This is a genomic window from Streptomyces sp. NPDC047002, from assembly GCF_040704505.1.
GTDB lineage: Bacteria > Actinomycetota > Actinomycetes > Streptomycetales > Streptomycetaceae > Streptomyces.
The window spans coordinates 305,237-318,204 of the sequence record NZ_JBEYWC010000002.1 but is presented as its reverse complement, the minus strand read 5'-3'; the positions used below and the strand labels follow the sequence as shown (position 1 = coordinate 318,204).

The 12,968-nt window shown below is 73.6% G+C and carries 12 protein-coding genes; 7 read left to right on the top strand and 5 right to left on the bottom strand.

The genetic code is table 11. From position 1 onward, the window contains the following. From AB0910_RS04355 to AB0910_RS04345, 3 genes are all read right to left on the bottom strand, one after another. Nucleotides 1–1,896 carry a cellulose synthase catalytic subunit gene (locus tag AB0910_RS04355; protein WP_366742986.1) on the bottom strand — a complete coding sequence of 632 codons (1,896 nt, stop codon included), beginning with the start codon at nt 1,894–1,896 and terminating at the stop codon, nt 1–3. A 150-nt stretch (nt 1,897–2,046) separates the two neighbouring features. After that, nucleotides 2,047–2,355 (bottom strand): MTH1187 family thiamine-binding protein, encoded by a 309-nt coding sequence (locus tag AB0910_RS04350; protein ID WP_366742985.1) that lies wholly within the window; start codon nt 2,353–2,355, stop codon nt 2,047–2,049. Next, nucleotides 2,352–2,696, bottom strand: a complete 345-nt coding sequence (locus AB0910_RS04345) for a DUF3817 domain-containing protein (RefSeq protein ID WP_366742984.1) — start codon at nt 2,694–2,696, stop codon at nt 2,352–2,354. Before AB0910_RS04345 ends, AB0910_RS04350 begins: the two co-directional genes overlap by 4 nt. A 158-nt stretch (nt 2,697–2,854) precedes the next feature. Here AB0910_RS04345 and AB0910_RS04340 point away from each other — a divergent pair, with 158 nt between their 5' ends. From AB0910_RS04340 to AB0910_RS04320, 5 genes are all read left to right on the top strand, one after another. Continuing rightward, nucleotides 2,855–3,493, top strand: coding sequence for an AIM24 family protein (locus tag AB0910_RS04340; RefSeq protein ID WP_366742983.1), 639 nt, complete (start codon nt 2,855–2,857; stop codon nt 3,491–3,493). Between the two features lie 2 nt (nt 3,494–3,495). Continuing rightward, complete coding sequence (locus tag AB0910_RS04335; protein ID WP_366742982.1) at nt 3,496–4,146, top strand: AIM24 family protein; 651 nt, start codon at nt 3,496–3,498, stop codon at nt 4,144–4,146. Beyond that, a complete protein-coding gene (locus AB0910_RS04330; RefSeq protein WP_366742981.1) occupies nt 4,143–4,916 on the top strand; it encodes an AIM24 family protein in 774 nt (257 codons plus the stop codon). The genes AB0910_RS04335 and AB0910_RS04330 overlap by 4 nt, the downstream gene beginning before the upstream one ends. Nucleotides 4,917–5,003: 87 nt before the next feature. Continuing rightward, entirely contained in the window at nt 5,004–5,501 is a 498-nt protein-coding gene (locus AB0910_RS04325) for a MarR family transcriptional regulator (RefSeq protein ID WP_366742980.1), read from the top strand. A 2-nt stretch (nt 5,502–5,503) separates the two neighbouring features. Then, the gene (locus AB0910_RS04320; protein ID WP_366742979.1) at nt 5,504–6,052 is read left to right on the top strand and encodes an adenylate kinase; all 549 of its coding nucleotides are present in this window, start codon (nt 5,504–5,506) and stop codon (nt 6,050–6,052) included. A gap of 64 nt (nt 6,053–6,116) precedes the next feature. Here AB0910_RS04320 and meaB read toward each other — a convergent pair whose 3' ends face one another. Together meaB and AB0910_RS04310 are read right to left on the bottom strand one after the other, a co-directional pair. Continuing rightward, nucleotides 6,117–7,073: a methylmalonyl Co-A mutase-associated GTPase MeaB gene (gene meaB, locus AB0910_RS04315; RefSeq protein ID WP_366743024.1), complete on the bottom strand. Its 957-nt coding sequence runs from the start codon at nt 7,071–7,073 to the stop codon at nt 6,117–6,119. A gap of 81 nt (nt 7,074–7,154) precedes the next feature. Beyond that, a complete protein-coding gene (locus AB0910_RS04310) occupies nt 7,155–8,354 on the bottom strand; it encodes an acetyl-CoA C-acetyltransferase (RefSeq protein ID WP_366742978.1) in 1,200 nt (399 codons plus the stop codon). 221 nt (nt 8,355–8,575) lie between these two features. Here AB0910_RS04310 and mce point away from each other — a divergent pair, with 221 nt between their 5' ends. Beyond that, nucleotides 8,576–9,004 carry a methylmalonyl-CoA epimerase gene (gene mce / locus AB0910_RS04305; protein WP_366742976.1) on the top strand — a complete coding sequence of 143 codons (429 nt, stop codon included), beginning with the start codon at nt 8,576–8,578 and terminating at the stop codon, nt 9,002–9,004. Between the two features lie 155 nt (nt 9,005–9,159). Then, the gene (scy, locus tag AB0910_RS04300; RefSeq protein ID WP_366742975.1) at nt 9,160–12,870 is read left to right on the top strand and encodes a polarized growth protein Scy; all 3,711 of its coding nucleotides are present in this window, start codon (nt 9,160–9,162) and stop codon (nt 12,868–12,870) included. Nucleotides 12,871–12,968 lie beyond the last annotated feature (98 nt).

The following is a 12,968-nucleotide window of genomic DNA, read 5'->3' as shown; positions in this document are numbered from 1 at the left end:
TCAGTTGCCTCCTGTCGGGCTCGGGGTGGATGCGTGCGCGGCGCCGGGGCCGCCCGCCGCCTCGGCCGCGGGCAGCGTCGCGGCGGTGGTGAGGGTCGTCCGCAGCGGGGTCGCGTGGAAGGTGGTGGCGCCGCTCGGCGCCACGGGCCGTTCCCGCGCCGCCTGCGCGGTGCCCGCCGCGGCGGCGGCGCGCGGCAGCAGCCGGCCGATGCGGGCCGCGATCCGCTCGCGCCTGTCGGTCCACAGCCAGACCGCGACCGGCGCGAGCGAGACCGCGAGCGCGAGGAACGCCCAGGTCCGCATGGCGGCGTGGGTGTGGCCGAACACGGCGGAGGCGACGAGCGAGGAGGCGAGCACCGCGGCCCAGAACAGGTGCAGCCGGAACGTCGCGGGCCGGTCGGGGCTCGCCTCGCCGCCCTTGGGCGTGACCACGAACCGGCCCCTGGTGCGCAGCACGGCGGAGGCCAGCGAGCGCAGGTAGACGGGGGCGGAGAGCGCGGACATCGCCATCCCCGCGAGGCCGCCGGAGCCCTCGGGCTCGTGGGGCGAGACGTTGTGGCGCCTGTTCCACAGGTAGAGGCCGACCTGGAGGGCCGCAGCGTCGCTGTAGAGCATCAGCCACACCTCGGAGGAGACCTGGGTGCCGGAGGCGCCGAGCCAGAGGAAGAGCACCGAACTGAGGATGCCGAGGAACCAGTTGACCGCGGTCATCGGGTAGTAGACGAGCATCAGCGTGTAGCTGAGCAGCCGCCCGGGCGGCATCCGGAAGGGCGCCTTCCAGTACTGCCTGAGCAGCGTCTCGTACGTCCCGCGCGACCAGCGCAGCTGCTGGGTGAAGAAGTCCGTCCAGGACGCCGGGCCCTCGCCGACGGCGAGCACGTCGGGGGTGTAGACGGACCGCCAGAACCTGCCGGTGTCCGGGTTGCGCCTGCGGTGGATCTCGAACCCGGTGGCCATGTCCTCGGTGATCGAGTCGTAGAGCCCGCCGGCCTGCCGCAGCGCGCTGATCCGCACGACGTTGTTGGTGCCGACGAACATGGGCGCGTGGTAGCGGTTGCCCGCGCGCTGGATCAGCGCGTGGAAGAGGTACTGCTGGGACTCGGCGGCCTTGGTGACGGGCGAGTCGTAGTTGCCGTAGACCTGGGGGCCGACCACGAAGGCCACGTCGGGGTCGCGGAAGTAGCCGAGCATCCGCTCAAGGAAGCCGGGCACCGGCACGTGGTCGGTGTCGACGCTGGCGAAGAACTCGTAGGCGTCGCCGTGCATCGCGAGCCAGGCGTTGTAGTTGCCGTGCTTGGTGCGCGCCCGGTGCACGCCCTTGGAGCGGTTCCACTCCGGCACGCCCCTGCGGCTGAAGTGGCGCACACCGAGCTCCGCGCAGAGCAGCCTGGCCGCGTCGTCGTCGCCCTCGTCGAGCAGCCACACGTCGAGCGGGCCTTCGTGCCGCAGCCGCACGGCGCCCTCCAGCGTGGCCCGCACCATCGCGAGCGGCTCCTTGCCGGGGACGTACGTGGTGAGGAAGGCGACCCGGGTGCCGGGCTCGGGGGTGACGGGCACCGGGTCGCGCGCGGTCAGCGTGGCGTGCGCGATCGAGGCGACGTTGACGAGCATGAAGAAGGCGATGCAGCCGATCGACACGAGCATCACGTGGTCGAAGGCGATCAGCCGGCGGTCGCCGCCGTCCCGCTCGGTGCGGTGGCTCGGCCAGACCAGGTAGCACAGCAGCACCGCGGAGAGCAGCGGCGCGAGCGTCATCAGCAGGACGGCCCGCACCCGCCGCGGCTCCTGCGCCAGCAGGCCCCGGTAGCGGACCTGGTAGGCGCCGGACGGGCCCGGGTCCTGGAGGGGACCGGCGAGCGTGCTGTGGGATGCGTAGTCGTAGCCCTGCGGCCGCACGTGTGTCCTCCAGCCGACGATCGAGGTGATACCCCCACAAAAAGGGACAGCACCCGGCGTGTCGACTGGAGTCGTCCGAGTGGGGAGCTTTCCGCTCCCCGTTCCTTCGTACGGCTGGCACCCGGTGCGCCCGGGCGGGACCGCGCAGGGTCAGGTGCCGGCGCCGTCCGCGCGCAGGTGGCGCTCCACGGTCTCCACCTTGGCGGTCAGGCCGTCCGTCACGCCCTCGCGGATGTCGGCCTTGAGGACGAGCGAGACCCGCGAGCAGCGCGCCTCGACGGCCGCGACCGCCCGCTTGACTACGTCCATCACCTCGTCCCACTCCCCCTCGACCGAGGTGAACATGGCGTCCGTACGGTTCGGCAGCCCGGACTCGCGCACCACCCTGACGGCGTCCGCGACATAGGAGCCGACGTCGTCGCCGACGCCGAGGGGCGAGACGGAGAAGGCGACGATCATGCGTTGACCGTCCCCTCGCGACGGGCCCGCGCGGCGATGACCATGTCCTCGGAGGCGCGCTTGAGCCTGCGCTCGGCGAAGAAGCCGCCGGTGGGCAGCACGGAGAGGATGAAGTAGAGGGCGGCCGTGGGCAGCTTCCAGCGGGCGCAGCGCCAGGCGTCGAGCCAGAACAGCACGTAGAGGATGAACAGGATCCCGTGGATCATGCCCATCGCGGGCACCGCGTTGAAGTCCGTGGTGCGCTTGAGCACCGAGCAGACGAGCAGCAGCAGGAAGGACACCGCCTCGGGCGCCGAGACGAGGCGGAGTCGGTGGAGCGCGGATGCGGTCTTGATGTCCACGGAGGCTTCGCTTTCGGTCGGGTGTCGTTTGTGAACGCGCGCACAAACCGGGTCCATTGTGGCAGCAGCGCCGCTCCGGGCCCGTATCAGGGTCGGCGGGGCGGCGCCGGCGGCGGGACGTGCTGTTCGCGGGCGGCGGCGCCCGCTACCGTCGGTCCGTGGCTCAGTTCCGGCTCCAGGGAAGCAAGATGCTCGCCGTCGATCTGGCGGGCGACGCGGTGAAGGCGAAGAACGGCTCGATGGTCGCCTACGACGGCCGGATGTCGTTCAAGAAGATGACCGGCGGCGGCGAGGGCCTGCGCGGGATGGTGACGCGCAGGATCACCGGCGAGTCGATGACGGTGATGGAGGTGCGCGGCCAGGGCACCTGCTTCTTCGCCGACCGCGCGAGCGAGATCAACCTCGTGGTGCTGCACGGCGACAAGCTGTACGTCGAGGCGTCGAACCTGCTGTGCACGGACGCGGGACTGCGCACGGGCACCACGTTCACCGGGCTGCGCGGCGCGAGCGGCGGCAACGGCCTGTTCACCACCACGGTCGAGGGCACGGGCCAGGCGGCGGTCATGTCCGAGGGCCCCGCGGTGGTGCTGCGGGTCGCACCGCAGTACCCGCTGTCGGTCGACCCGGGGGCGTACGTCGCCCACCAGGGCAACCTGCGGCAGAGCTTCCAGTCGGGCGTCTCGTACCGGACGTTCATGGGCGAGGGCTCCGGCGAGTCGTTCCAGATCAGGTTCGAGGGCGAGGGGCTCGTCTACGTGCAGCCGAGCGAACGCGACACGATCGGGGGCGACCTCTAGCCATGCCGTTCCGCGAGATCAACGACAAGCTGGTGGAGGCGGTGCTCCAGCCGGGGCAGCGGATGTTCAGCCAGCGCGGCGCGATGGTCGCCTACCGGGGCGACGTGAGCTTCACCCCGAACATCCAGGGCGGCCAGGGCGGGGTGATGTCCATGATCGGCCGCCGGGTGGCGAACGAGGCGGCGCCGCTGATGACGGTGGAGGGCAGCGGGACCGTGCTGTTCGGCCACGGCGGCCACCACATCCAGGTGGTGAACCTCAGCGGGGACACGCTCTACGTCGAGGCGGACCGGCTGCTCGCCTTCGACGGGTCGCTCGAACAGGGGACGATGTTCATGGGGTCGCAGGGCGGGGTGCTGGGCATGGTGCGCGGCCAGGTGACCGGGCAGGGCCTGTTCACCACCACCCTGCGGGGGCACGGCGCGGTCGCCGTGATGGCGCACGGCGGGGTGGTGGAGCTGCCGATCGCGCCGGGGCGCGAGGTGCACGTCGACCCGCAGGCGTATGTCGCGCACTACGGTGACGTCCGCAACAAGCTCTCGGCCGCGCTCGGCTGGCGGGAGATGGTGGGCCGCGGCTCGGGCGAGGCGTTCCAGCTGGAGCTGAGCGGCAGCGGCGCGGTGTTCGTCCAGGCGTCGGAGGAGAAGCTGTGAGCGGGCCCGTGGTCTTCGACCCGACGACGCTGCCGGGCAACGACAACGTCGACAAGTACACCTTCTGTGTGGAACTCCGGGACGGGCAGTGGTTCCTCCAGAAGGGCAAGATGATCGCCTACTACGGGCAGATCTCCTTCGACGGCGTCGGGCACGGCCGCTTCGACGGGCTGATGCGGACGAGCTTCCACTCGCCGCTGCACGCGGCGGACTGGGTGGTGGCGCAGGGCAGCGGCAAGATGCTGCTCGCCGACCGGGCCTTCGACGTCAACTCGTACGACCTGGACGACGGCAATCTGACGATCCGGTCGGGAAACCTGCTGGCCTACCAGCCGTCGCTGGCGCTGAAGCAGTCGATCGTGCCGGGGTTCCTGACGCTGATCGGGACGGGCACGTTCGTCGCCGTCTCCAACGGTCCCGTGGTCTTCATGGAGCCGCCGCTGCGGGTCGACCCGCAGGCCCTGGTCGGCTGGGCCGACTGCCCCTCCCCCTGCCACCACTACGACTTCGGCTATCTGCGCGGGCTGGTCGGCGGGGTGCGGGCGATGACGGGCATCGGGGGCGCTTCGGGCGAGGAGCACCAATTCGAGTTCGTCGGTGCGGGTACTGTACTGGTCCAGTCCACGGAGACCCTGCCGGCCGAGCGGCCGACGGGCGCGGTGCCCGAGGAGGCGGGGGTCCCGGGCGGCGGGCCCCGGGGCGGGGCGGCGGCGGGGGCGCCCCGGCTCGGCGGGCAGCTGGGAGACCTCCAGCGGCGCTTCGGCCTCTGACGGCACTGCGAGGGGTATGCACGAGGAGGGGAACGGTCCGACCGGAACCCTTCGTAGAAAATTCAACTTCTTAGGTAGAATGTCGCTATGGAGACCGAGACGCAGACCGCCGGGCCGGGGACGGACGCCCCCTGGCTGACCGAGGCGGAGCAGTGCGCCTGGCGCACACACCTGGACGTCAACCGGCTGCTGGCGTACCAGATGGAGAGGGACCTGCAGCCGTTCGGCCTGACCATGAACGACTACGAGATCCTGGTGAACCTCTCGGAGGCGGAGGACCGCAGGCTGCGGATGACCGACCTCGCGGCCGCCACCCTCCAGTCCAAGAGCCGCCTCTCCCACCAGGTCACCCGCATGGAGAGCGCGGGCCTCGTCAAGCGCGAGCACTGCGAGTCGGACCGGCGCGGACTGTTCGCGGTCCTCACCGACCACGGCATGGAGACCATGCGCAAGGTCGCCCCGCACCATGTCGCCTCCGTGCGCAGGCACTTCATCGACATGCTGACACCGGAGCAGCTCGCCCAGCTGCGGGCCTCCCTCACCCCGGTCGCCGACCAGCTCCGCAGGCGCCGCGGCAGGAACTGAGCGTGCCGCGGGCCCCGGGCCCCCGGCGCGTGCTCGTCGTCGGGAGCACGGGTGCGGGCAAGACCACGCTGGCCCGCGCGCTGTCCGGGGCCGAAGGGCTGCCGTACCACGAGATGGACGCGCTCTACTTCGCCGGAGAGGGCTGGCGGGTCAACGACGCCTTCGCCGAGGACGTCGAGCGGATCACGGCGGCCCCCCGCTGGATCATCGACTCCCTCGGCTACCCGGAGGTCAGGGACCTCCTGTGGGAGCGGGCCGACACGGTCGTCTGGCTCGACTACCCGCGCCGGGTGATCATGCCCAGGGTGCTGCGGCGCTCGCTGCGCAGGTCGCTGCTGCGGGAGCGGATCTTCGGCGGGAACCGCGAGCGCTGGGCGGAGTGGCTGGGCGCCGACCACCCCGCGTGGTCGGCCTGGCGGGGCCACGCGGCCCGCCGCGCCGAGATCGGCCGCCGCGTCCACGCCCCCGCCTTCGCTCCCCTGCACGTCGTGCGCCTCGCGACCCCGGCGCTGACGGCGGCGTGGCTGCGGGCGCGCCAGGGCGGACGCTGAGCGCAGGACCCCTGCGCTGCCGGGCGCCGGGGCGGTGCGCCCCGGGGCCGCTCCCCGCGCGGGGTCAGGCCCCCGTCACGCCCGCGACCAGGTCGTCCGCCGCCGCGTACGGGTCGAGCTCGCCCGCGGCCACCCGGGCGGCCAGGGCTTCGAGGCGTGCGTCGCCGCGCAGGTCGGCAATGCGCTCGCGCAGCGCCGTGACCGCGATGGTCTCGACCTCGCGCGCGGCCCTGCGGGCCCTGCGGGCCGCCAGCTCGCCGTGCTCGTCCATCCAGGCGCGGTGCTTCTCCAGCGCCTCGACCACCTCGTCGGTGCCCTCGCCGCGCGCCGCGACCGTCTTGACGATGGGCGGCCGCCAGTCGCCCGGGGCGCGGGCCTCGCCGAGGCCCAGCATGTGGCCCAGCTCGCGCGCCGTGGCGTCGGCGCCGTCCCTGTCGGCCTTGTTCACCACGTAGACGTCGCCGATCTCCAGGATCCCGGCCTTCGCCGCCTGGATGCCGTCGCCCATGCCGGGCGCGAGCAGCACCACCGACGTGTCGGCCTGCGAGGCGATCTCCACCTCCGACTGGCCGACGCCGACCGTCTCGACCAGGACCACGTCGCACCCCGCCGCGTCCAGCACCCGGATCGCCTGCGGCGCGGCCCAGGCCAGCCCGCCGAGATGGCCGCGGGTGGCCATCGAGCGGATGTAGACGCCCGGGTCGGACGCGTGGTCCGCCATCCTGACCCGGTCGCCGAGGAGCGCGCCGCCGGAGAACGGGGACGAAGGGTCGACCGCGAGCACCCCCACCCGCCGGCCCGCCCTGCGGTACGCGGAGACCAGCGCGGACGTGGACGTCGACTTGCCGACACCGGGCGAGCCCGTGAGCCCCACCACGTACGCCCCGCCGATCAGCGGCGCGAGCGCCGCCATCACCTCGCGCAGCTGCGGCGACGCCCCTTCGACCAGGGAGATCAGCCGCGCCACGGCGCGCGGGCCGCCCTCACGCGCGCGGGCCACGAGCTCGGGGACGTCCACCACAGCGCTGCTCCTCACTCGGTCCTGCTCGGTCTCCTCGGTCCTGCCGGGTCCCGGCCACCCGGCCGGTGGCGGGCCGGCCGGCTACTTGGCCACGCGGACGATCAGGGCGTCGCCCTGCCCGCCGCCGCCGCACAGCGCCGCCGCGCCCACCCCGCCGCCGCGCCGCTTCAGCTCCAGCGCCAGGTGGAGCACCAGCCGCGCGCCCGACATGCCGATCGGGTGGCCGAGCGCGATCGCGCCGCCGTTCACATTGACCAGGTCGGGCGAGACGCCCAGGTCCTTCATGGACTGTACGGCGACCGCGGCGAACGCCTCGTTGATCTCGATCAGGTCGAGGTCGCGCACCGCGAGCCCCTCCTTGCCGAGCGCGTGCTCGATGGCATGGGACGGCTGGGACTGGAGGGAGTTGTCGGGGCCCGCCACATTGCCGTGGGCGCCGATCTCGGCGAGCCATTCGAGGCCGAGCTCCTCGGCCTTGGCCCGGCTCATGACGACGACCGCGGCCGCGCCGTCGGAGATCTGCGAGGAGGTGCCCGCGGTGATCGTGCCCTCGGGGTCGAAGGCCGGGCGGAGCCGCGCGAGCCCCTCGGCCGTGGTGTCGGGGCGGATCCCCTCGTCCTCGGCGAACAGCACCGGGTCGCCCTTGCGCTGCGGGATCTCCACGGGGACGATCTCCGCGTCGAACACGCCGTTCTTCCGGGCGGCGGCGGCCCGCTGGTGGGAGCGGGCGGCGAACTCGTCCTGCGGGGCGCGCTCGATGCCCAGGCGCGTGTTGTGCTTCTCCGTGGACGCGCCCATGGGGATGTCCTCGTACGCGTCGGTGAGGCCGTCGTGCGCCATCGAGTCGAGCACCTCGATCGAGCCGTACTTGTAGCCGGCGCGGGACTTCGGCAGCAGGTGCGGCGCGTTCGTCATGGACTCCTGGCCGCCCGCGACGACGACCTCGAACTCGCCCGCGCGGATCAGCTGGTCCGCGAGGGCGATCGCGTCGAGCCCGGAGAGGCAGACCTTGTTGACCGTCAGCGCGGGGACCGTCATCGGGATGCCCGCCTTGACCGCCGCCTGCCGCGCCGGGATCTGCCCGGCGCCCGCCTGGAGCACCTGGCCCATGATCACGTACTCCACCTGCTCGGGCCCGACGCCCGCACGCTCCAGGGCGGCCCTGATCGCGAAGCCGCCGAGGTCGGCGGCGGAGAACGGCGCGAGGGAGCCGAGGAGGCGGCCCATGGGGGTGCGCGCGCCCGCGACGATCACGGAGGAGGTGGTGTGCGAACCGGACATGAGGTGGGCCCCTTTGCATACGCGGCTGTGTGCGGCGGTGCGCGCGGTGTGCCGGGCGGTCCGCGGGGCCGCCCGGCCGCCGGCCGCGCCGCATCCGCAGGACGCTGCCGTGAACGACGGTTAACTTCCAATGTAGCCGCGGGTACGGACATCGGTCATCGGCCGCTGCGTGTGACGGCGCGCACGTTGCGTGACCGCTCGGGCCGCGCTGGACTGGTGCCATGCTGACGCGTATCGATCACATCGGAATCGCCTGTCACGACCTTGACACAACCGTCGCGTTCTACCGCTCGACGTACGGCTTCGAGGTCTGCCACACGGAGGTCAACGAGGAGCAGGGCGTGCGCGAGGCCATGCTGCGGGTCAACGGCACGTCGGACGGCGGCGCCACCTACCTCCAGCTGCTCGAACCGGTACGGGAGGACTCGGCGGTCGGCAAGTGGCTGGCCAAGAACGGCGAGGGCGTGCACCACATCGCCTTCGGCACCCCGGACGTGGACGGCGACGCCGCCGCGATCGGCGGGAAGGGCGTACGGGTGCTCTACGAGGAGCCCCGCACGGGCACGATGGGCTCACGAATCACCTTTCTTCACCCCAAGGACTGCCACGGAGTCCTCACAGAACTGGTCACCTCCTCCCCTGAGCACTGACTGCGGGCTTCCCTGGCCCGGTAGAGTGGGCGGACCGGGGCCGGGCCGGGGCGGCGCACCCTCCGATGATCTGACACCATTCCCCCGGGGGGCCGTTCGCCGAGGACGGCACTCGCTCAGCAGAGTTGCGACCAGGGGACGGATGGGACCGCGCAGTGCGGGGCTACGAACGCCAGGAGAGCCACCGGGCTGACGACCAGCTCTCGCGGATCGAAGCCGAGATGGACCGGCTGCGGACCGCTCGGGACAAGGCCGTCCAGCACGCCGAGGACCTCGGTTACCAGGTCGAGGTGTTGCGCGCGAAGCTCCACGAAGCGCGCCGCAACCTCGCCATGAGGCCCTCCTCCTACGACGGCGCCGATCTGGGCTACCAGGCGGAACAGATGCTCCGCAACGCCCAGATGCAGGCGGACCAGCTGCGCTCGGACGCCGAGCGCGAGCTGCGGGACGCGCGCGCACAGACACAGCGCATCCTCCAGGAACACGCGGAGCAGCAGTCCCGCCTCCAGGCCGAGCTGCACGCCGAGGCCGTCCAGCGGCGCCAGCGCCTCGACCAGGAGCTCGCCGAGCGCCGGCAGACCGTCGAGTCGCACGTCAACGAGAACGTGGCCTGGGCCGAGCAGCTGCGGGCCCGTACCGAGTCGCAGGCACGGCGGCTCATGGAGGAGTCGCGCGCCGAGGCCGAGCGCACCCTGTCCGCGGCCCGCACGGAGGCCGCCCGGGTCGCCGAGGAGGCGCGCCAGCGCCTGGGCGCCGAGGCGGAGACCGCGAGGAGCGAGGCCGAGGCGCTGCTGCTGCGGGCCCGCAGGGACGCGGAGCGGCTGCTGAACGCGGCGTCCACCCAGGCCCAGGAGGCGACGAGCCACGCCGAGCAGCTGCGCACGAGCGCGGCGTCCGAGTCGGACCAGGCGCGCCAGCAGGCCACGGAGCTGAGCAGGACCGCGGAAGCGCGGATGCAGGAGGCGGAGGAGCGGCTGCGCGCGGCGCGCGCCGAGGCCGACCGGGTCGTCGCCGAGGCCAAGGAGGCCGCCGTCAAGCGGCTGGCCGGGGCCGAGTCGCAGAACGAGCAGCGCACCCGCACCGCGAAGGCCGAGATCGCCCGGCTGGTCGGCGAGGCGACCGAGGAGGCCGAGGCCGCCAAGGCCGAGGCCGAGCAGGTGCGCGCGGACGCCAGGGCCGAGGCGGAGAAGCTGGTCGCCGAGGCCGCGGAGAAGGCGCGCGCGGCGGCGGCCGAGGACACGGCGGCGCAGCTGGCGAAGGCGGCGCGCACCGCGGACGAGGTACTGACCAAGGCGTCCGACGACGCCAAGGACACCCGGCGCAAGGCGGGCGAGGAGGCCGAGCGCATCCGCCGGGAGGCGGAGGCCGAGGCGGACCGGCTGCGCGCCGAGGCAGCCGAGCAGGCCGACCAGCTCAAGGGCGCGGCCAAGGACGACACCAAGGAGTACCGGGCCAAGACGGTCGAGCTCCAGGAGGAGGCCCGCAGGCTGCGCGGCGAGGCCGAGCAGCTGCGCTCCGAGGCGGTCGCCGAGGGCGAGCAGATCCGCGGCGAGGCCCGCAGGGAGGCCGTCCAGCAGATCGAGGAGGCCGCGAAGTCGGCCGAGGAACTGCTGACGAAGGCCAGGACCGACGCCGACGAGCTGCGCTCGGGCGCGGGCGCCGAGAGCGAGCGGGTGCGCACCGAGGCCATCGAGCGCGCCACGGCGCTGCGCCGACAGGCCGAGGAGACGCTGGAGCGCACCAGGGCCGAGGCCGAGCGGCTGCGCACCGAGGGCGAGGAGCAGGCCGAGGCCGTCAAGACGGCGGCCGAGGAGGCCGCAGCCCGGCTGCGCGAGGAGACCGAGCGCGGCATCGAGGCGCGCAAGTCCGAGGCGGCCGGCGAGCTGACGCGCCTTCAGGAGGAGGCCGCCCAGCGCCTGGAGGCCGCGGAGACGGCGCTCACCGAGGCGCGCGCCGAGGGCGAGCGGCTGCGCCGCGAGGCCGCGGAGGAGGCGGACCGCAAGCGCACGGAGACCGCGGAGCGCGTCAGGTCGCTGCTCGAACAGTCCGAGCAGGAGGCCGAACGGCTGCGCACCGAGGCCGCGTCGGACGCATCCGCCTCCCGCGCCGAGGCGGAGAACGCGGCGGTGCGGCTGCGCACCGAGGCGGTCACCGAGGCCGAGCGGCTGAAGACGGAGGCGCAGGAGAGCGCCGACCGGATCAGGAGCGAGGCCGCAGCGGCGGCCGAGCGGGTGGGCGCGGAGGCCGCAGAGGCGCTGTCCGCGGCGCAGGAGGAGGCGGCGCGGCGCCGCCGCGAGGCCGAGGAACTGCTCGCCGCCGCGCGCGGCGAGGCCGAGGAGGAGCGCGAGCGCGCGCGGGAGCAGAGCGAGGAACTCCTCGCGGCGGCGCGCAAGCGCGTCGAGGAGGCGCAGGCGGAGGCCAGGCGGCTGGCCGAGGAGGCCGACCGCGGCGCGACGGAGACCGTCGCGGCCGCCGAGCAGACGGCACGCGAGGTGCGGGAGTCCGTCGCCGGCCTGCACGACCAGGCGGAGCAGGAGATCGCGGGTCTGCGCTCCGCGGCCGAGCACGCCGCCGAGCGCACGCGCACCGAGGCGCAGGAGGAGGCCGACCGGGTAAGGGCGGACGCCTACGCGGAGCGCGAGCGCGCGAGCGAGGACGCGGCCAGGCTGCGCACGCGCGCGCAGGAGGAGTCCGACGCGGCGCAGCAGCTCGCGGAGCAGACCGTCACCGAGGCGGCGGCGGAGTCCGACCGGCTGCGCACCGAGGCCGCGGCGCACGCCCAACGGCTGCGCACCGAGGCGTCCGACGCCCGCGCCGCGGCCGAGCAGGACGCGTCCCGCACCCGCGCGGAGGCGCGCGACGACGCGAACCGCATGCGGACCGAGGCGGGCGCGCAGGTCGACAGGCTCGTCGCCGAGGCCACCGAGGAGACGGAGCGCATGCGCGCCGAGGCGGCCGAGACGGTCGGCTCGGCCCGGCAGGCCGCCGAGCGGATGCGCGCCGAGGCCGAGCAGGTGCGCGCCGAGGGCCGCGCGGAGGCCGAGCGGCTGCGGGCCGAGGCGCAGGAGGAGGCCGACCGGCTGCTCGACGAGGCGCGCAAGGACGCGGCGAAGCGGCGCTCCGACGCGGCCGAGCAGGCCGACCAGCTGATGAACAAGGCCCAGGAGGAGGCGCTCCACACCGCCACCGAGGCCGAGGCGAACGCGGACACGATGGTCGGCGCGGCCCGCAAGGAGGCCGAGCGGATCACCGGGGAGGCGACCGTCGAGGGCAACGCGATCGTGGAGCGCGCCCGCGCCGACGCGGACGAGCTGCTGGTGGGGGCGCGCGGCGACGCGTCCGCGCTGCGGGAGCGCGCCGAGGAGGCGCGGGCCCGGGTCGACGCCGAGATCGAGGAGCTGCACGAGCGCGCGAGGCGGGAAACCTCGGAGCAGCTGAAAACGGTCGGTGAGCGGGTGGATACTCTGATGAAGGCGGCGACCGAACAGCGCGCCGAGGCCGAGCAGAAGGCCAAGGAGCTGCTGGCGGACGCCAACGCGGAGGCGAGCACGGTCAGGATCGCCGCGGTGAAGAAGGCCGAGGGTCTGCTCAAGGAAGCCGAGCAGAAGAAGGCCGAGCTCGTCCGGGAGGCCGAGCAGCTGCGGGCCGACGCCCGAAGGGACGCCGAGCAGATGGTCGCGGAGGGCAAGCGCGAGCTCGATGTGCTGGCGCGCAGACACTCGGACATCCAGGCCGAGATCTCGCGGGTGCAGGACGTGCTCGAAGCGCTGTCGCTGGCCCCCGGCGCCTCAGGCAAGGACGGTCCCGTCAAGGCGGGGGCCGCCGCGGGGCCGACGCGTTCGAATGGTAAGCCGTCGGACGGGTAGTCAGGACCGAACCACTCTAAAGGCTGGACATTCTGCATACCAAAGCCGCATCGGCGCGTTGACACGCCGCACGGGCCCCTAGGATTCCCTCTATCACC

What these genes read in the sequence shown, in the direction of transcription:
- AB0910_RS04325 (WP_366742980.1), top strand. Translation starts at nt 5,004, where the DNA reads ATGGAGACCGAGACGCAGACCGCCGGGCCGGGGACGGACGCCCCCTGG.
- AB0910_RS04310 (WP_366742978.1), bottom strand. Translation starts at nt 8,354, where the DNA reads ATGTCCGGTTCGCACACCACCTCCTCCGTGATCGTCGCGGGCGCGCGC.
- AB0910_RS04350 (WP_366742985.1), bottom strand. Translation starts at nt 2,355, where the DNA reads ATGATCGTCGCCTTCTCCGTCTCGCCCCTCGGCGTCGGCGACGACGTC.
- AB0910_RS04335 (WP_366742982.1), top strand. Translation starts at nt 3,496, where the DNA reads ATGCCGTTCCGCGAGATCAACGACAAGCTGGTGGAGGCGGTGCTCCAG.
- mce (WP_366742976.1), top strand. Translation starts at nt 8,576, where the DNA reads ATGCTGACGCGTATCGATCACATCGGAATCGCCTGTCACGACCTTGAC.